This window comes from Corynebacterium lujinxingii, from assembly GCF_014490555.1.
Taxonomy (GTDB): Bacteria; Actinomycetota; Actinomycetes; order Mycobacteriales; family Mycobacteriaceae; genus Corynebacterium; species Corynebacterium lujinxingii.
In genome coordinates this window covers 211,001-230,070 of record NZ_CP061032.1, presented here as the reverse complement: position 1 = coordinate 230,070, position 19,070 = coordinate 211,001, and the positions used below count along the sequence as shown (strand labels likewise).

At 64.8% G+C, this 19,070-nt stretch carries 17 protein-coding genes and 1 tRNA gene; 12 read left to right on the top strand and 6 right to left on the bottom strand.

All coding sequences use genetic code 11. The features are described from left to right. Window positions 1-172: 172 nt before the first annotated feature. A complete protein-coding gene (lpdA, locus tag IAU68_RS01000) occupies window positions 173-1,636 on the bottom strand; it encodes a dihydrolipoyl dehydrogenase (RefSeq protein WP_171193227.1) in 1,464 nt (487 codons plus the stop codon). A 27-nt stretch (window positions 1,637-1,663) separates the two neighbouring features. Between lpdA and IAU68_RS00995 the strand changes: the two genes are divergently transcribed. The 11 genes from IAU68_RS00995 to IAU68_RS00945 all read left to right on the top strand — a co-directional run bounded on the left by IAU68_RS00995 (window position 1,664) and on the right by IAU68_RS00945 (window position 13,505). Further along, window positions 1,664-3,088: an alpha/beta hydrolase gene (locus IAU68_RS00995; RefSeq protein ID WP_231699052.1), complete on the top strand. Its 1,425-nt coding sequence runs from the start codon at window positions 1,664-1,666 to the stop codon at window positions 3,086-3,088. 282 nt (window positions 3,089-3,370) lie between these two features. Further along, window positions 3,371-4,480: an alpha/beta hydrolase gene (locus tag IAU68_RS00990; RefSeq protein WP_171193226.1), complete on the top strand. Its 1,110-nt coding sequence runs from the start codon at window positions 3,371-3,373 to the stop codon at window positions 4,478-4,480. A 27-nt stretch (window positions 4,481-4,507) separates the two neighbouring features. Continuing rightward, on the top strand, window positions 4,508-5,752 hold the full coding sequence (locus IAU68_RS00985; protein ID WP_171193225.1) for a M1 family metallopeptidase: 1,245 nt from the start codon (window positions 4,508-4,510) through the stop codon (window positions 5,750-5,752). Next, window positions 5,749-6,930: a hypothetical protein gene (locus tag IAU68_RS00980; RefSeq protein WP_171193224.1), complete on the top strand. Its 1,182-nt coding sequence runs from the start codon at window positions 5,749-5,751 to the stop codon at window positions 6,928-6,930. Before IAU68_RS00985 ends, IAU68_RS00980 begins: the two co-directional genes overlap by 4 nt. Before the next feature lie 6 nt (window positions 6,931-6,936). Then, on the top strand, window positions 6,937-7,917 hold the full coding sequence (gene rfbB, locus IAU68_RS00975; protein WP_171193223.1) for a dTDP-glucose 4,6-dehydratase: 981 nt from the start codon (window positions 6,937-6,939) through the stop codon (window positions 7,915-7,917). Then, a complete protein-coding gene (locus tag IAU68_RS00970) occupies window positions 7,917-9,230 on the top strand; it encodes a sugar nucleotide-binding protein (protein ID WP_171193222.1) in 1,314 nt (437 codons plus the stop codon). Before rfbB ends, IAU68_RS00970 begins: the two co-directional genes overlap by 1 nt. A gap of 78 nt (window positions 9,231-9,308) precedes the next feature. Then, window positions 9,309-10,742 carry an ATP-binding protein gene (locus IAU68_RS00965; protein ID WP_171193221.1) on the top strand — a complete coding sequence of 478 codons (1,434 nt, stop codon included), beginning with the start codon at window positions 9,309-9,311 and terminating at the stop codon, window positions 10,740-10,742. A 68-nt stretch (window positions 10,743-10,810) separates the two neighbouring features. Then, a complete protein-coding gene (gene rfbA, locus IAU68_RS00960; RefSeq protein ID WP_171193220.1) occupies window positions 10,811-11,674 on the top strand; it encodes a glucose-1-phosphate thymidylyltransferase RfbA in 864 nt (287 codons plus the stop codon). A 1-nt stretch (window position 11,675) separates the two neighbouring features. After that, complete coding sequence (locus IAU68_RS00955) at window positions 11,676-12,473, top strand: glycosyltransferase (protein WP_171193219.1); 798 nt, start codon at window positions 11,676-11,678, stop codon at window positions 12,471-12,473. Window positions 12,474-12,486: 13 nt separating this feature from the next. After that, entirely contained in the window at window positions 12,487-13,176 is a 690-nt protein-coding gene (locus IAU68_RS00950) for a glycosyltransferase family 2 protein (protein ID WP_171193218.1), read from the top strand. Continuing rightward, entirely contained in the window at window positions 13,173-13,505 is a 333-nt protein-coding gene (locus IAU68_RS00945; RefSeq protein WP_171193217.1) for a DUF2304 domain-containing protein, read from the top strand. The genes IAU68_RS00950 and IAU68_RS00945 overlap by 4 nt, the downstream gene beginning before the upstream one ends. Here the strand turns inward: IAU68_RS00945 and IAU68_RS00940 are convergent. The 3 genes from IAU68_RS00940 to IAU68_RS00930 are packed head-to-tail and all read right to left on the bottom strand — an operon-like array spanning window position 13,502 to window position 16,055. Then, window positions 13,502-14,122 carry an MBL fold metallo-hydrolase gene (locus tag IAU68_RS00940; protein WP_171193216.1) on the bottom strand — a complete coding sequence of 207 codons (621 nt, stop codon included), beginning with the start codon at window positions 14,120-14,122 and terminating at the stop codon, window positions 13,502-13,504. The genes IAU68_RS00945 and IAU68_RS00940 overlap by 4 nt on opposite strands. Then, window positions 14,122-15,219 (bottom strand): S-(hydroxymethyl)mycothiol dehydrogenase, encoded by a 1,098-nt coding sequence (locus IAU68_RS00935; protein ID WP_171193215.1) that lies wholly within the window; start codon window positions 15,217-15,219, stop codon window positions 14,122-14,124. The genes IAU68_RS00940 and IAU68_RS00935 overlap by 1 nt, the downstream gene beginning before the upstream one ends. Window positions 15,220-15,230: 11 nt before the next feature. Continuing rightward, entirely contained in the window at window positions 15,231-16,055 is an 825-nt protein-coding gene (locus tag IAU68_RS00930) for a GDSL-type esterase/lipase family protein (protein ID WP_231699051.1), read from the bottom strand. 50 nt (window positions 16,056-16,105) lie between these two features. Here IAU68_RS00930 and IAU68_RS00925 point away from each other — a divergent pair, with 50 nt between their 5' ends. Next, on the top strand, window positions 16,106-17,716 hold the full coding sequence (locus IAU68_RS00925) for an AMP-binding protein (protein ID WP_171193214.1): 1,611 nt from the start codon (window positions 16,106-16,108) through the stop codon (window positions 17,714-17,716). Here IAU68_RS00925 and IAU68_RS00920 read toward each other — a convergent pair. Beyond that, window positions 17,716-17,788, bottom strand: a tRNA-Thr gene (locus tag IAU68_RS00920). The genes IAU68_RS00925 and IAU68_RS00920 overlap by 1 nt on opposite strands. A 65-nt stretch (window positions 17,789-17,853) precedes the next feature. Continuing rightward, entirely contained in the window at window positions 17,854-19,056 is a 1,203-nt protein-coding gene (locus tag IAU68_RS00915) for a DNA polymerase III subunit delta' (RefSeq protein WP_231699050.1), read from the bottom strand. Window positions 19,057-19,070 lie beyond the last annotated feature (14 nt).

Genomic DNA, 19,070 nt, shown 5'->3' with positions numbered 1-19,070 from the left:
GCTACCTCGGCAGCACAACCAGACGATCAACGCACCTCGCCGGCGTTTTCCCAGGTGATAACGCAACCCATGTTCAATATGGTGCGGATCGTCTAGTGGTTGCTAGACGATCCGCACCCAACATGAAAAAGGGCGCGACCGAACCGGTCGCGCCCCTATTTGCGTCGATCAATTAGAGGTTGATCATGTGGCCCTCGACGCCGTGGGAGATCTCCTTGAGCACCTCCGACAGGGTCGGGTGAATGTGGATGGAGCGTGCGATCTCACCTGCGGTCAGATCGAAGCGCTGTGCAAGCACAACCTCCGGTATGAGCTCGGAGACGTTCGCGCCGACGAGGTGGCAGCCCAAGATTTCGCCGAACTCCGCATCGGCGACGAGCTTGCCAAAGCCAGCGGTCTCCGCCAAGCCCACTGCCTTGCCGTTCGCGGAGAACGGGAAGGTGGCAACCTTGATGTCCTTGTCCGGCCACTTCTCCTTCGCCTGCTCCTCGGTGTAGCCCATGGAGGCTACCTGCGGGTTACAGAAGGTGGCGCGCGGGGTCATCATGTAGTCCTCGATCTCGAGGGTCTCCGCGTCCGCGATGGTCTCGGCGGCGATGATGCCCTGGGCCTCAGCGACGTGAGCGAGCTGGAGCTTCGCGGTGACGTCGCCGATGGCGTAGATGCCGTCGACGTTGGTGCGCATGCGCTCGTCGATAGCAATGGCGCCGCGGTCGGTCAGCTCGACGCCGGTGTTCTCCAGGCCGTAGCCCTCGGTGCGCGGAGCGAAGCCCACGGAGATCATCACACGGTCCGCGGTGAGGGTCTCAACGTCGTCGGAGCCGTTCTTCTTCACGTCCACCTCGACGGAGTCGCCGTTGTCGCGCACCTCGGTGGTGGCGTGGCCGGTCAGCAGCTTCACGCCGAGCTTCTTGTAAGCCTTGGCGATCTCCTTTGAAACGTCCTTGTCCTCGTTCGGCAGGACGCGGTCCATGTACTCGATGACCGTGACGTCGACGCCGTAGTTGGACAGCACGTACGCGAACTCCATGCCGATGGCGCCAGCGCCGACGATGACCATCTTCTCCGGTGCCTCCGGGTTGAGGATCTGCTCTTCGTAGGAGACGACGTTCTCGGAAAGTTCGATGCCCGGCAGGGTGCGCACGACCGCGCCGGTGGCGATGATGCAGTCGTCGAAGGTGACGGTCATGCCCTTGTCGTCGCCCTCGGTGATCTCGATGGTCTTGGCGTCCTTGAACGAGCCCAGGCCGTTGATCTCCTTGATCTTGTTCTTCTTCATCAAGTAGTGCACGCCACCGACGATCTTCTCGGAGACCTTGCGGGAGCGCTTTTGGGCGTCCGTGTAATCGAACTCCACGTCACCCTTGATGCCGAAGGTCTTCGCGTCGTGGTTGAAGATCTCCGCGACCTCTGCGTTCTTAATCAGAGACTTCGACGGGATGCAGCCCACGTTCAGGCACACACCGCCCCAGTACTGCTTCTCGATGACAGCCACTTTCTTACCAAGCTGAGCTGCACGGATAGCGGCAACGTAGCCACCGGGGCCCGCGCCGAGGACAACAACGTCAAAATGTTCTTTACTCACAATGCATAGTGTACGTGGCCGTCTGGCAAAATGTGGCGGAGGTTCTCCCATAGTTTTCAGGAAAGCGAGTTCAGTCCAGTGAAACTCACCCGTCCGGCGATCGCCGTCGCTGCCGCGGCCCTTGTCGCGGCAGGCTCGATTCCCGTCGTCCACCACGTCTCCGCCTCAGGCGAGGACGCTCCCGCCGTGCTGAGCGCGGCGCAGTCCACGGTGCAGTCGTCGCTGCCGGAGGCGACGACCGAAACCACCGCGCCGACCGAGACCTCGACCGAGCCCTCCCTTAGCGAAACCACCACTTCGGGGGAGACGACGACTTCGGTGCTGGAGTCGTCGACAAGCGTTGCGACGACTGAACCCGCCCCCGAAGGGGCCAGCAAGCCGATCCCCGAGAACGCGGACCTGACCGTCGACGACGCCGACAACACCTCCGGCGCCACCGGCAACACGGTCCTCGAACTGGGCGACGCGCCGAGGGCCATGGGCGGCAAGAACCAGCGCTGGGTGGGCATCCTCCAGCGCGCACAGTCACAGTGGCCGAACGCTGCGGTTCGCGTGCACTCCGAGTCGATGGGCCGCGACATCCCGGTCGCCGTCTTCTTCGCGCAGGACGCACAGGGCAAGCGCGTGGACAACGCGCCGACGGTCTACCTGCTCAACGGCGCAGGCGGCTCCGAGCAGGACACCGACTGGGTCTCGCAGTCGTACAAGGAGCTCTACGAAACGTACGGCCATTCCGGCGCAAACGTGGTCATCCCGATGGAGGGCGCGTTTTCCTACTACGTCGACTGGGCAGCTGAGCCGCCAGTGGAGGAAGGCCACCTCTTCTACAAGGGCAAGCAGATGTGGTCGACGTTCCTTGCCGACGAACTGCCGAACGCCATCGAGCCGTACATGAACGCCGACCGCGAGCGTCGCGGCATCGCCGGCCTGTCGATGGCGGCGACGTCGGTGCTGCTGCTCGCCGAGCACAACCCGGGCTTCTACGACGCCGTCGGATCCTTCTCCGGTTGCGCGGCGACGTCCACGCCGATCCCGAACTTCTTCGTCCAGCTCACCGTCGACCGCGGCGCGCCGGGCAAGATGACGCCGGAGCACATCTTCGGTCCGATGGGGTCCGACTACAACCGCCACTACGACGCGCTGGTCAACGCGCCGAAGCTGGCCGGCACGGGCACGAAGCTCTACGTCTCCACCGGCACCGGCCTGGCGGCTGAGACGGATATGCCGGGCACGCTAGCGAAGCGCTTCGAGGACGCCGGCCTGAACTCGTCCGACGCGTTTATCAAGGGCTCCGCAAATGCAGCGACGCTCATCCTTGAAGGCGGCGCGATCGAGGCCGCTATGAACTCCTGCACCCACGACCTGCTAGTCAAGCTGCGCGCAAACGGCGCGGAAGTCGAGCACGCTGAGCTGCGCAACGTGGGCACCCACGCGTGGCCGGTGTGGCGCGACGACCTGAAGAAGTCCTACGACACCGTGTTCAAGTCCGCACTGGGCCTGTAACGCGGATATGAAAAAGGGGCGCCGGGTGCGCCCCTTTTTTGCTGTCCTGGTTAGAACATGCCCAGGCCGTAGGCGATTGTCGACGACATCGACGAGCCGGTGTGGATGAGGTAGCCCAGTGCCTCGTTGATCTGCAGCTGGATGGTCTCAATCGGGTTCATGGCGGTTTCCTTTCAGAACGTGCAACTGCTGTAACAATAACCACAGCTTTAACGTATGTAACGTACAATGACGCTTCGAATGTCGTCAGACAGCATAACTTCGTTACAGAAACGGGACTTTATGAAGTCGTTGAAGAAAGCAGCACTTGCCGCGCTGACCGCACTCACCGTCGCCTGCGGCACCACCCCGGCCATCGCCCAGCCGGCCGGCGTGGTCAAAAGCTGGAACGCGCCCGCCACCCCGCCGATCTCGCCGGCCACCGGCCAGCCGCAGAAGTGGGTCGAACAGGTCGACCACAACAACGTGCTGTCCTACAACGTCTACTCGCCGTCGATGCGACGCGACATCCCGATTGCTGTCATCCCGGCCACGGACCGCGCCGGCAAGCGCGTGTCGGGCGCACCGACGCTGTACCTGCTCAACGGCGCCGGCGGCGCGGAGCAGAACCAGGACTGGCTGACCCTGCACACCACGAAGGACTACTTCAGGGGCAAGCGCGTCAACGTGGTCATCCCGCAGGCCGGTGCGTTTTCCTATTACACCGACTGGGTGGCCCCCAACGTGCGCTCCATGTATCTAAACGGCCCGCAGAAGTGGGAGACCTTCCTTACCCACGAGCTGCCCGGCCCGATCGAGCGCACCCTCGGCGCGAACAGGAACCGCGCGATCGCCGGCTTTTCCATGTCCGGCACCTCCGCGCTCGTGCTGCCGGAGCACAACCCGGGCATGTACAAGGCGGCGGCGTCGTTTTCCGGCTGCGCGGCAACGTCCACCCCGGCCGGCTACAACTTCGCGCGCTTGACCGTGAACCGCGCCTCCAGTGTGCCGGACTTCAAGACCGTCACCCCGGAGATGATGTGGGGTCCGATGGGCGGCAAGTACAACCGCTGGAACGACGCCCTGCTGAACGCGGAGAAACTGCGCGGCACGAAACTCTACGTCTCCTCCGGCACCGGCCTGGCCGGCCGCCCGGACCAGGTGAGCTACCTGCTCGGCATCGGCGCCCCGGAACCGGCCGCGCACCTCGGCGCGGCAACGCTGCAGATCGAAGGCGGCGTGATCGAAGCCGCGATCAACTCCTGCACCCACGACTTGAAGGCCAAGCTCGACGGCCTCAAGATCCCGGCGCACTTCGAACTCCGCAACGTGGGCACCCACTCCTGGCCGTACTGGCGCGACGACCTGGATAAGGCCTGGCGCACCACGATCGCACCGGCACTCGGGGTCTAGGAGCACCCAGGGGTAGACTTCCCCGCGATGAGAAACCTCCGACTGCGCTCCACCCCAATCCCCGGCACCCGCGACCGCTACACGGGCGTGGAGTTCAACCTGGGGTTCCACGTCACGCACTACGACCTGGACTTCCACTACATCGTTAACCCGAACCGTCTCAACGCGACGGCGACGCTGACGATGACCACCTGGCGCGCGCTGAACCACCTGACGCTGGATATGGCGCAGGGGTTGGCGGCGCGGCGCGTGGAGTCGTCGTTAAGCATCGGCGTGAAGCGCTTCCGCCAATCCGGCGGGAAACTGCGCATCACGTTCAACGAGGAAATCCCGGTAGACACCGAGTTCACGCTCACCATCCGCTACGGCGGCAACCCGCGCCCGCGGCGCACCGCGTGGGGCGAACTCGGCTGGGAGGAACTGGACAACGGCGCGCTCACCGCGAACCAGCCCAACGGCGCGCCGACGTGGTTTCCTTGCGACGACACCCCGGACGAGAAAGCGACGTACAACTTCCGCGTGCGCACCGACCGGGACTACACGGCGGTAGCGAATACCACCTCACGGCCCATGCCGACGTACCTGGCGACGATCCAGGTCGGCCAGTTCCGCCACGTCTCGCTCGGGCGCAACACGTCGGCGTGGCTACCCGGCCCAAACGTGGGCGATCTGTCGAAGCAGCAGGCGATGCTCGATTACTTCGAGACCGTCTTCGGCCCCTACCCGTTTGAGGACTACCAGGTGGTCGTGCACGAGGACCCGCTGGAGATCCCGCTCGAGGCGCAGGGGCTGTCGATTTTCGGCGTCAACCACCTGCACAATAACGAGCGTCTGATCGCGCACGAGTTGGCGCACCAATGGTTCGGCAACTCGCTCGGCATCGCGCAGTGGGAGGACATCTGGCTCAACGAGGGCTTCGCCTGCTACGCGGAGTGGCTGTGGGCCGATTTCGCGGGCCGGAAACCGGTCGACGTCTCCGTGCGCGAGCACTACGCCAAGATCACCCCGATGCGGTTCACGCTCGCGGACCCGGGCCCGCGCGACATGTTCGACGACCGCGTGTACAAGCGCGGCGCGATCACGCTGCATGCTTTACGACGATCCGTCGGCGACGAAACCTTCTTCAACGCAGTGCGCGATTACGTGGCGACGAACGCACATGGCGTCGTGGAAACCTTCGACCTGGTCAACGCGTTCAAGCGCCACGGCGCGGACATCTCGCCGATTTTGGACGCGTGGACGCAGCACCGCGAACTCCCGGTGTGCCCGTGAAGCACCTGTCGCTGGCGACGGTGTTCGCCGCGGTCAGCGGGCTGGTCGTCGTCTGGGTCGCCGGCTGGGCGCTCGATGTGGAGACCAGCTACCGCTACTTCCTCGCCTATTGGGGGCTGTTTTTCGCCTGCACCGGCGTAATCGACGGCATCACGCACGAAACGACCCGCGCCGTCGCCGCGTCGCGCACCGACGGCAAACAGGGGCGGGCGAACCCGTGGCGGCTCGGCGCGACGCTCGGCGGCGTGGCACTCGCGCTGGTGGCGGTGTGCGGGTTGTTCTTCATGGGCGCGATCGTCCCGCCCGATCCGTCGGCGGCGACGGCGCTGCTCGCGTTCGGCCTGTTGTCCTACGCGTTCCAGGCGGTGCTTTCCGGGGTGCTCTCCGGCGCGGGCCTGTGGAGCCGCTACGCCGCCCTGGTCGCGCTGGATTCCGGCGTGCGCCTCGTGCTGGCGCTGCTCACGCTCGCGCTTGGCGGGGGGCTGCGCGAGTTTCTGCTCATCACCGTCATCGGCGCACTGAGCTGGATTGCAATCCTCGCCGCCGCCCCGGTGCGCGTCACCCTCGACGTCGACCGCGCCACGTTCGTCCGCCGCGTCGTGTCCGCCATGGCCGCCTCCGGCGCCTCCGCCGCGCTCATTACCGGGTTTCCCACCGCCGTGAGCGCCGCGTTTCCCGACGACCCGGAAACATCGCTCACCGTCGCCGCCATCGCGAACGCCGTGATGCTCACGCGCGCGCCGGTGCTCATGCCGCTGCAGCGTTTTCAGTCGGCGTTGGTGGTGCGGTTCGTCGAGAAGCGGGAGCGCATCTACGCAGCGCTGGCCGCCCCGATCGGTGCGGTGCTCACGCTCGGTGTGGTCGGGTTCGCGGCGGCGTGGCTGATCGGCCCGTGGATTCTGCGGCTCGCGTTCAAACCGGAATTGTTCGTCGCCGGCCTCACGCTGGGCCTGCTCACGTTCGCGTCGGCGTTTATGGGCATGCTCATGATCACCGGCGTGGCAGTGCTGGCGCTGGAAAAGCACGCGTTTTATGTCGCGGGGTGGGTCGTCGCTACGCTTACCGCGTTCGCCGTGCTCTTTCTCGCGCCGTGGGGTGTGGCCACCGCCGTTATCGTCGCGCTGTTCGCCGGCCCGATCGCCGGTGCGCTCGTCCACCTCGCCGGCCTTGTAAAGTAGCCGGATATGGAGTCTTTGCTGGTCACCGGTGGCGCCGGTTTCATCGGGTCGAACTTCGCGCGCATGGCGTCCGAGCGCTACCGCGTAATCGTCGTGGACAAGCTCACCTACGCCGGCAACCGCGCCAACGTGCCGGAGGGCGTCGAGTTCGTCGAGGGGGACATCTGCGAGCAGTCGCTTATCGACGACCTCGTCAACCGCACCGACGCCACCATCCACTTCGCCGCCGAATCGCACAACGACAACTCGCTGCGGGACCCGTCCGCGTTCGTGCAGTCCAACGTCGTGGGCACGTTCACGCTGCTCGAGGCGGTGCGCAAGTTTGAAAAGCGCCTGCACCACATCTCCACCGACGAGGTCTTCGGCGACTTAGAACTCGGCGGCACCGACGCGTTTACCGAGACCACGCCCTACAACCCGTCGTCGCCGTATTCCGCAACGAAGGCTGGCTCCGACCACCTCGTGCGCGCCTGGGTGCGATCGTTTGGCATCAACGCGACGATCTCGAACTGCTCCAACAACTACGGCCCGTACCAGCACGTGGAGAAGTTCATCCCCCGCCAGATCACCAACATCCTGACCGGCGAACCGGCGAAACTGTACGGCACAGGCGCGCAGGTACGCGACTGGATCCACGTCGACGACCACAACGACGCCGTGCTCGCCATCCTGGAACGCGGCCGGACCGGCGAGACCTACAACATCGGCGCCGGTGACGCTCGCTCCGCTCACATCACGAATAAACAGGTCATCGAGAAAATCTGCGACATCATGGGCGGCGACTACGTCCACGTCAACGACCGGCCCGGCCACGACCAGCGCTACACCATGGACGCCACAAAGATCCGACGCGAACTCGGCTGGGCGCCGACGCGCGACTTTGAAACCGGGCTGCGCGAGACCATCGCGTGGTACCGCGATAACCGGGAATGGTGGCGGGGCGATAAGGGTGTCGTCGAGAAGCAATATGCGGAAAGGGGCCAGTAATGATCGCAGGGTTGGAAGTCCACGACCTGACACTGCACGAGGACAACCGCGGCTGGTTCAAGGAGAACTGGGCCGGCCAAGCGCTCGTGCCACGGCAGCAAAACGTCAGTTTCAACGCCCGGCGCGGCGCCACCCGCGGCATGCACGCGGAGCCGTGGGACAAGTGGGTCTCCGTCGCCTCCGGCCGGGTGTTCGGCGCGTGGGTGGACATGCGCGCTGGTTCCGCAACGTTTGGCGAGACGTTCACCTGCGAAATCGGGCCCGACACCGCGGTGTTCGTTCCGCGCGGGGTGGCCAACGGCTTCCAGGCGCTCGAGGACGACACCACGTACATCTACCTGGTCAACCAGCGCTACTCCCCCGGCGGCGCGTTCTGCTCGTACAAGGAGATCAACTGGCCGCTCGAGCCGACCGAACTCTCCGCCGCCGACCAGGCGCACCCCATGCTTGCCGACGCCACCCCCCTGCCGCCCCGCCGCATCCTGGTGACCGGCGCGAACGGACAGTTGGGGCGTGCGCTGCGCCAGATCTGGTCCGACGACGAAGCCGTGTTTTACGGCCGCGACGAGTTCGACATCTGCCACGCCGCTGACGCGACGGGCAGCGTGGATATCGACTGGAGCGATTTCTGGGCGATCGTGAACTGCGCCGCCTACAACGACGTCAACGGCGCCGAGATCGACCGCGCCGCCGCCTGGTCCGTCAACGCCTCCGCCCCCGCCACGCTCGCCCGGCTTGCCGACGACCACGACCTCACCTTCGTCCACGTCTCCTCCGACTACATCTTCGACGGCACCGTCGACGTCCACGACGAAACCGAGGTGCCCTCGCCCCTGTCCACCTACGGTGCGTCCAAGGCCGCCGGCGACACCGCCGCCCAGACGGCGCGCAGGCACTACGTTGTGCGCACGTCATGGGTGTTCGGCGACGGCGCGAACTTCATGGAGACGATGGCGCAACTGGCCGCCAAGGGTGTGTCGCCAAAGGTGGTCTCCGACCAGCGTGGCCGCCCCACCGCCGCCGAAGACCTGGCCAAGGGCATCGCGCACCTGCTTTCCTCGGGCGCAGACTACGGCGTGTACAACATCACTTCCGACGGCGACACCGCCGGACGCGACGAGATCGCCATGGCCGTCTACATCGCCATGGGCGGCGACCCTTCCGACGTCCACCCAGTGACCACCGAGGAGTACGGTCTCGACGCCGCGGTACGCCCACGCGAGTCCACGCTGTCGCTGGACAAGATCAAGGCGACCGGGTTCGCGCCGTCGAACTGGCGGGCAGCGCTCGCGCTGTATGTGGCGATGCGCTAGCTAGACTTCGCCAGCAACTCAACACCCAGCTTCACACATTCTTAACACCGTGCGAAGTTGGGTGTTAAGTTCGGTGTTATGTTGCACGAAGACTTGGCGCTGATGCTTGAACAACATCGGACTATCGGTGCCGAGAGTTCCCGGGTTGAGGTGAAATCTGGCGTAGGGAAAGCAGTATTGGAGACACTGAGCGCCTTTTCCAACCACAGCGGCGGAACTCTAATTTTCGGTGTAAGTGAGACCGATGGGTTCACTGTTCTACCAGACTTTGACCCCAAAGCCGCGCGCGATTCCCTGACCACGTTCTGCGAACGCCTTACTCCACCGGTACGACCGGACATTTCGATTGTGCCTTTCGAATCAGCGCACGTTTTAGTCGCTGAAGTTCCTGAGATGGTGCCCGAGGACAAGCCCTGTTACGTCACTGAACGGGGTCTCTACAAGGGCAGCTACACGCGAACGGGCGACAGCGAACGGAGATTGACTCCATATGAAGTTGATCGAATCGTAGAAAATCAGGGACAACCGTCATGGGACCGGGAGCCCGTAGCGGAAGCATCAGTTGAGGATCTCGATGAAACAACCCTCACGCACTACGCCGAACGACAGCGCGCTGCGCGCGAAAAAACCTTTGCGGACGGATTGCCAACGGCCTTGCGTCGTCTCCAGGTCTTACGTAACGACGCGCCTACCCTGGGAGCGCTCCTTACGATGGGCGACTTTCCGCAGCAATTCTTTCCACGGCTTGTAGTGAATTTCGCACTCTATCCCGGCACCTCCAAAGGGGATGTAACCGAGGGATTTCGCCTCCTCGACAGTGCAAGAATCACCGGTCCAATCCCTGAAATGGTGGAGCAAGGTGTACGCCTCGTCGAAAAGAACATGCGGACCGCGGGATTAATAGAAGGCGTTTATCGCAAAGATGTCCCAGATTACCCGCCAGTGGCTTTACGAGAGGCATTAGTCAATGCTCTGATGCATCGCGACTATTCCCCAACCGCGCTCGGCACACCTGTACAAATCGACATGTTCGTGGATCGACTCCAGATTTCGAATCCGGGTGGCCTCTTCGGGGGAGTGACCCCAGAAAACCTAGGTCAGCCGGGTGTAACCACCTCGCGCAACCAGTTGCTCTCAACGCTTTTGGAGGATTTACGATTTTCTGGTGGCGGGACGGTAGCGGAAAACCGCGGCACAGGAATCGCTGTCATGCGGTCCGCGACCGCGGACGCACTCATGCCACCCCCGGAGTTCACCAACACCTCAACTCACTTCACCGTTACATTTCACAAACGCAAAGTTGCAGCCGAGGAAACTCATGAGACCGCCTACGATCAAGTTTCTCGCCTCCTCCGAGAGAAAGCCTCGTGGTCTACAACAGAACTCCTTGAAGCGACTGGTCTCAGTCGAACCGCGGTGCAAAAGAGCCTGAATAAACTCATCAAGGAAGGAGCGGCAGAGGTTACTGAGCCTTTGCGAAGTCCACGTCAGCGCTACCGTCGGACAAAGTGAAGGCTTAACACCCTGCTTCCCACAGACATACCACCGTGTGAAGTACCCACCCATTAAACTTCGCTTCCATGAAGGGCATCATTCTCGCGGGCGGGTCGGGCACGCGTCTGTACCCGATCACGCAGGGCATCTCGAAGCAGTTGATGCCGATTTACGACAAGCCGATGATCTACTACCCGCTGTCCACCCTGATCAGCGCGGGTATCCGGGAGATTTTGATCATCACCACGCCCGAGGACCGCGCGAACTTTGAGCGCTTGCTTGGCGACGGCTCCCACCTCGGCATCATGCTCCACTACGCCGAACAACCGAAGCCGGAGGGGTTGGCGCAAGCGTTTTTGATCGGCGAGGACTTCATTGGCGACGACTCCGTAGCGCTTGTGCTCGGCGACAACATCTTCGACGGCAACGGCATCTCGGAAGCACTCGGCCGGGTGCGCGACATCGCGGGCGGGGCCATTTTCGCCTACGAGGTCTCGGATCCGCAGCGCTACGGCGTGGTCGAGTTTGACGCCGCCGGCACCGCGCTGTCCATCGAGGAAAAACCGGACGCGCCGAAGTCGAACTTTGCGGTGGTGGGGCTGTATTTCTACGACAACGAGGTGGTGGAGATCGCGAAGAGCATCAAACCCTCCGCGCGCGGCGAGTTGGAGATCACCTCCGTCAACGAGGCCTATTTAAACCGCGGCAACCTTAAAGTCCACCGCCTGCACCGCGGTGACGTGTGGCTGGACACCGGCACCATCGACTCGATGAGCGAGGCCAGCGCGTACGTCGAAGTGCTGCAAAAACGCACTGGCACCGTGATCGGCTCGCCGGAGGTCGCCGCCTACCGCGAGGGCTTCATCGACGCCCGCCACCTCGAAGCGCTCGGCGAACAGGTGCTCAAATCCGGCTACGGCCGCTACCTCATCGACGCCGCAAGGGACTGACATGGCAACACTCGCAGCGCTGATCACCGTCTACCACGGCACCGACGCCGCCGACCTCGAGCGCGCCCTGGCTTCCCTACAGGCGCAGACGCGGCCGGCGGACGAGCTGGTCATTGTGGTGGACGGGCCGGTGGGAAAGGCGGTGGAGGGGGTCGTCGAGAAGCAAAAAGCCCGGGTGATCCGGCTGCCGGAGAACGTGGGGGCGGGCCCGGCGTCGCAGGCCGGCTTGGAGGCAATCGGCGCCGACTACACCGCGCGGCTGGACTCCGACGACGCCGCGAAACCCGAGCGGTTCCAACGGCAACTGGCGTACCTGGAGGCGCACTCGGGCGTCGGCGCGCTGGGCACCGCCGTGGAGGAATTCGCGCGCACACCGGGCGATACGGGGCGGGTGCGGGCACTGCCTGAAGATCCGCATGCGTACGCGAGGATGAACTCGCCGGTGAACAACCCGTCGGTGATGCTGCGCACCCGCGCCGTCAAGGAGGTCGGCGGCTACCGGGACGTGCACTTCATGGAGGACTACGACCTCTACGCGCGGCTGATCGCCGACGGGTGGCAGGTGCGCAACCTGCCGGAAGCGCTGACGGATTTCCAGGTCACCGACGCGCAGTTTTCGCGCCGCACCGGCCGCGAAATGTTCGCCGCCGAAGTACAGATGCAGCGCAACCTGGTCGCCTACGGGCTGATCTCGCGTCCGCGCGCTGTGTTTAACCTGGCTGCGCGGTCGGCGTACCGCATGCTTCCCACAGGTTTACTTAAGCGCGTGTACGCCGTGTTGTTCCACCGCGGGGAGTAACCTGACTTCCGACATGAGCGCATTTTCAGACACCTGGCTGATCGTGCCCTGCTACAACGAGGGCTCGGTCATTTTCGACGTGCTCTCGCACGCCCGCGAGACGTTTCCCAACATCGTCGCCGTCAACGACGGCTCGCGCGACGACTCCGCAGCGCAAATCCGCGCCGCCGGGGCCCACCTGGTTAACCACCCGGTGAACCTGGGCCAGGGCGCGGCGATCCAAACCGGCGTGGAGTACGCACGTGCGCAGCCCGGCGCGCAGTTCTTTGTCACCTTTGACGCTGACGGCCAGCACCAGGAAAAGGACGTGGTGCGGATGATCGAACGGTTGCGTGCGGAGCCGGTGGATATTCTCGTCGGCACGCGGTTTGCGGGACAGGACAACTCGCAGGTGCCGTGGATCAAACGCATGGTGCTGAAAACGGTGGTGATGCTCTCGCCGCGCACCCGCAAACTGGGGCTGACGGACGCGCACAACGGGCTGCGCGCGTTTAACAAGCATGTCGCCGACGAGATGAATATCCGCATGAACGGGATGTCGCACGCGTCGGAGATCGTCGCGATGATCGACAAGCACGGCTGGCGTGTGAGCGAAGAACCGGTGGACATTCTCTACACCGAGTACTCGATGTCGAAGGGCCAATCCCTGATCAACGGCGTGAACATCCTCGCCGACGGGCTGGTTGCGAGGAGGCTGCCGTGATTCAGGCGCTGCTGTTGGCCGCGATTGTGGCGTTGGCGTGGTTTTTCTTGGCGAATCGTCGAAAAGCAAACGCGAAAGCGTGGGTGAAGATCGGATTCGCGGTCATGGTCGTGGCCGCCGTGTGGGCGATCGTGCGCCCCGACGACGTGACGGTGCTCGCGAACTGGCTTGGCGTGGACCGCGGCACGGACTTGATGCTTTACGTGCTGGTCATCGCGTTTTTCTTTACGACGATCTCGACCTGGACCCGCTTCCGCGAACAGGAATTGCGCTACGCGCGCCTCGCGCGCGCAGTCGCGCTGCAAAACGCCGAGGCGCCCGAAGACTAGAACCCGCGGCGGATCCACTCCTCCAGGTGCGGGGCTTCATCGCCGATGGTGGTGTGGTCGCCGTGGCCGGTGCGCACCACCGTCTCCGCCGGCAGGTCCAGCACGGACTTCTGCAGGGAGTGGATGATGGTATCGAAGGATGAGAACGACCGGCCCGTCGCGCCCGGGCCGCCCTGGAACAGGGTGTCGCCGGAGAACAACTCGCCGGCTTCCTCAGCGTAGATGACCACAGAGCCCGGCGAGTGGCCCGGGGTGGACATGACGCGTAGATCGGTGCCGGCGATGTTGAACGTGGCGCCGTCGAGGAGTTGGCGGTAGTGCGCGTTCGGGTTCTGGCGCTGCCAGAGGAATCCGTCGGTGGGGTGCAGGTACACCGGGGCGTCGACAAGCCGCGACAGCTCCGGCGCGGCGTCGATGTGGTCGGAGTGGCCGTGGGTGGCCAGAATGCCCTTGACGCGGCGGTCCCCCACTGCTTCGGCGATGGCTTCGGCGTTGTGGGCGGCGTCGATGATGTAGACCTCCGAATCGTCGCCGACGATCCAGACGTTGTTGTCCACCTCCCACTCGCCGCCGTCGAGTTTGAACAGGCCGGAGGTGACGACGTTATCGATGCGCATTAGAACTCCACCACGCTTCGCAGCACGTCGCCGCGCTTCATCTTCTCGAATGCTTGCTCAATATCTCCCACGCCGATGCGTTCGGAGACGAACTCGCCGAGCGGGAACCGGCCCTGCTTGTACAGTTCCACGTACGTCGGGAAGTCGCGCTCCGGCAGGCAGTCGCCGTACCAGGCCGGCTTGATGGACCCGCCGCGGGCGTACAGGTCGATCGCGGGGATGTCCACGTGGTCGGTCTGGTTGGGCACGCCGACCATGACCATGCGCCCGGCCAGGTCGCGCGAGTAGAACGCCTGGCGCCACGTCGGCTGGATGCCCACGGCGTCGATGGCCACGTCCGTGCCGAAGCCGTCGGTGAGCTCGCGCACGGCCTCGATGACCTCGTCTTCGCTCATGTCCTTCGCGCAGATCGCGTGCGTTGCGCCGAACGTCTCGGTGGCGGCGTCGCACTTTCGCTTGTCGACGTCCACCGCAATCACCGTCGTCGCCCCCGCCAACGCAGCCCCCGCGACGGCAGCCAGACCGACGCCGCCCAGGCCGAACACGACGACCGACTCGCCGCGCTGCACGTCACCAGTGTTCACGGCTGCGCCGAGGCCGGCCATGATGCCGCAGCCGAGCAGGCCGGCAGCCGCCGGGTCGGCGTCCGGGTCGACCTTGGTGCACTGCTTTTCGTGCACAAGCGTCTTCTCGGCGAAGGAGCCGATGCCGAGCGCTGGGGTGAGCGGGGTGTCGTCGTCAAGCGTCATGCGCTTGGACGCGTTGTGGGTGTTGAAGCAGTTCTTCGTGTCGCCCTTGCGGCAGGCGCGGCACTCGCCGCACACCGCGCGCCAGTTCAGCACCACGAAATCGCCGGGTTGAACGTGGGTGACGTCCTCGCCGACCGTCTCGACGACGCCGGCGGTTTCGTGGCCGAGCAGGAACGGGAACGCGTCCTCGATATCGCCGTCACGGTAGGCCAAGTCCGTGTGGCACACGCCGGTGGCCTGGACCTTGACCACGACGTCGTTGGGGCCGGGCTCCGGGATCACAATGTCCACGACCTCGACCGGGGCGCCTTTCTCGCGGGCGATTACTCCTTGAACAGTCTGTGTCATGCCCTCCCACACTAGGAGCGGGCGATCACATTCGCCACGTGCTCGTGGCCGCGCTGGTTGACGTGGATCGGCAGGTTGCCCGGGCCGCCGTAGAAGTCCACCAGACCGGCCCACATGCGCTTGTTATCCGGTGCGCACATGTTGTTGTGCCACGTCGACGGCTTCAGGTCCAGAAACTCCACGCCCGTCGCGCGCGCCAGGTCGACCTGTGCCCACTGGATCGAGCCCTCCCACTCCTGCACGGCGGCAAAGCGGGTGGCGTCGGCGACGTTCGGGGCGATGTGGAACAAGCACACGCGGTCGCCGGCGGTGATCTTCGGGTAGCCGACGATCTGGATACGCGCGTTCGGGGCGGCGGCGCGGATGCGGCGGATCTGCGGGGCCATGGCGGCGACCCAGTCGCGTCGGAACGCGGCGCGGTCACGGCCGTCGTTGTGGTACGTGTCGTTGAAGCCGGTGGTGATGATCACCCGGGCCGTCGCCGGCGACAGGCCCCGGTCGTTCACCGCGCGGGTGACCTCGGAGGCGAACTGCGGACCCTTCTGAATGGACACGGTGCCGGTGCAGGAGTAGTCGCGCACGGGCAGGCCGAGTTTCGCGGCGGAGCGCTTGCCCCAGCTCGTCGGCGACGTCGGGCACCACGTGCGGATGTCCGACGGCCCGCGCGGGTCGAGGCCGAGTTTGCCGGCGGCCCACTGCCCCATGTTCGGGTCCGAGATGACGGAGTCGCCGAAGATGACCATGTTGCGCTCCTGCGCCTGCGCGGCCGGGGCGATCGGGGCGAACAATGCGGCGGCGGCGACAAGCGCGGCGACGATACGGCGGGTTATAGACACGGCAAACCTTTCACTCTAGACACAAGCGCAACATAGGTTACATTATTTTCATGCGACCGACTCAACGTCCGCTCTTTCTACTCAAATCTTTCGCGCGCTTCGCCGCCGCCGTTACACGCTCCGGCATGGTCAGCGCCGAAGGCGGCCCGCGCGCCGCGCTGAAACTCGTGCCCAACCTCGCGCGCTACTGGTTCACCACCGCCCGCGAAATCGAGCAAGGCGCCGCTGCTGTTCCCGATCGCCTCGCGCTTATCGACGACACCGGGGCCCTGACCTACCGCCAACTGCGCCACGACGCCCGCAAGGTGGCCAAATGGCTGCTACAGGAGCAGGAGCAGCGCGAGCTCGACGAGCTGCGCATCGGCGTGATGGCCCGAAACGGCCGCGGCATCATCCTGCCGCTGGGCGCGAAGGGTTACGCCGGCGGGCACATTTACCTGCTCAACATCGGTTCATCGCCCCAGCAGCTGCGCGGCATCATCGACGAAAACGACATCAACGTCCTGTTCATCGACGACGAATTCCGCGACCGCCTCCCTAACGACCTCACCGGCGTGACGGTGGTGCGCGCGTATGAGGATGTGGTGGTGAAAGGGGTCGTCGATAAGCAACTGCCCGTGTGGCCGAAGCATGGCAACCTCGTGCTGATGAGCTCGGGCACCACCGGCATCCCCAAAGGCATCGTGCGACCCGAACCGAGGCTGCCGTTCGTGGTCGCCGGCTACCTCGAGGCGATCCCGTGGCGCGCCGGCGACACCGTGCAACTGACCGCGTCGATCTTCCACACCTGGGGCTGGTCCGCACTGCAGGTCGCGCTGGCGACGCGCTCCACCATTGTCACGCAACGCGTCTTCGACGCCGAGAACTGCTTCCGCCAGATCGAGGCGTTTCGTTGCGACGGCCTCATCTCCTCGCCAATCTTTTTCAAGCAGATGCTCGACCTCGACGAGAACTACGACACCTCTACCCTGCGCTACCTCGCCACCGCCGGCAACGCCGTCACACCTGCGCTGTTGCGCCGCACCACCGAACGATTCGGCCCGATCCTGGCCAACATCTACGGCTCGACCGAACTCGCGCTCGCCGCCGCCGCGTCGCCGGAGCAGATGCAGGCCGACCCCACTACCGTCGGCAAGATTCCGCCCGGCACGGTGCTGAAGCTTTACGACGACCACGGCACCGAAGTGCCCACCGGCGAAACCGGCCGCATCTTCCTGCACAACGAAACCGCACTGCGCGGCTACACCAACCCCGACACCCCCATGGTGGAAATCGACGGGCTCATCGAGATGGGCGACATGGGCTATATCGACGCCGACGGGTTCTTGCACGTGCAATCGCGCAGTGACGACATGATCATCGTCGGCGGCGAAAACGTCCACCCCCAATCCGTCGTCGAAGTGCTCGACGACATGCCGGGTATCGACGAGGTCTACGCCCACGGCGTCGACGACGACGAAACCTTCAAACGCATCGCCGTATGGATCGTGCGCGACGACAACAGCGCCGGGGTCACCGCCGACGATGTGCGCGACTGGGTGCGCGAACGCTTGGCCGATCACTCGGTGCCGAGGGATGTGCGCTTCGTCGATACGCTACCGCGCAACGCCGTGGGCAAAGTCGTGCCGCGGTTCCTGCCCGGTTTAGGGCAAAAAAATTGAGCCACCAGCGAGAATCGAACTCGCGACCTTCTCATTACGAGTGAGATGCTCTACCGACTGAGCTATAGTGGCCGGGCAGCAACGCTGCACCGAGAAGCAAGCTTAACCCAGCGCGCCCGAGCCGCGAAACCCGCAGGTTAAGACACGTCGCAGGCGAGTCTGATCCGACCGAGCATCCCGTTAAACGCCACCGCCGGCGTCACGTTTTGGCCGAGACGCTCCCGGCACTGCGCGATCGCCTCCTGGCACTCCACCAGCCCCTCCGCCGAGACCTGGCTGGCGATCTCGCGCGCCAAGCCCTCGAAATCCGGATGCGTGAGCCCGATCTCTGCGCCGGACTGCACGACCATCGCGTCGCGGTAAATCCCCGCCAGATCCACCAGCACCAGATCGAGCATGTCGCGCTTGCGGCGTGTACCGCGGCGCTTCTGGTCGTCCTCCAACTGCTTCACCGACGATGCCATGCCCCGCAGCACCTTCGCCGCGCCCTTGCCCTTCGCACCCTTGCCCAGTGCGTTTTCCAGCTTCGCGCGCTCCGCTTCGTCATCGGCTTTGTGCGCCTCGACCGCCTCTTTCTCCGCCGCCTTAATCAACGCGCCGACCGCCTGGAACGCCTGCGCGCCGTGGAAGACCAACTCGGCCAGGTTGATCGCCATCGCGCGTCGTTTTTGCACCTCCGGGGTACGCACGAGCAGCCGCGCCCGGCCGACGTGGCGCAGCGACGCCGTCGCGGCCAGGCGTGCGTCGTGTTCGGTGGCGCCTTCTTCGTCGACAAGAATGCGCACTATCTCATCCTCCGACGGCGACGGTACATACAAATGGCGGCAGCGCGAGCGCAGCGTCTGCGAAAAATCGCGCGGATCCGTCGACGGGGCGCACATGATGATCACCGTGCGCTCCGGCGGCTCCTCCACCGTCTTGAGCAACACGTCCGCCGCGCGCGGGTGGAGGCGGTCGGCGTTTTCGATGATGATGACGCGCCAGGGGGCGACCGTCGGTAAGCGAGCTGCCTTTGCGACGATCTCGTCACGCACGAAATCCGCCGAAATCACTACCTCGCGCGGCACCACGTGCACCAAATCCGTGTGCGCGCCAGCCAACGCGTCGCGGCACCCCTTGCAGCGCCCGCACCCGATCTCGTCCGGGTTCTCGCACATGAGCGCCGCCGCGAACGCCAACGCCGCGTTCGACCGCCCCGCGCCTGGCGGGCCGGTAAACAGCCAGGCGTGTGTCATCGCGTACGCCGCGCCATCGCCTCGCGCCGCGGTCGCTGCGGCCATGATCGTCTCGCGCACCGCCGGGGTGCCGGCCAGGCGCTCACTCACGCTGCGGGTAGTCACGGATAGCCAGACTA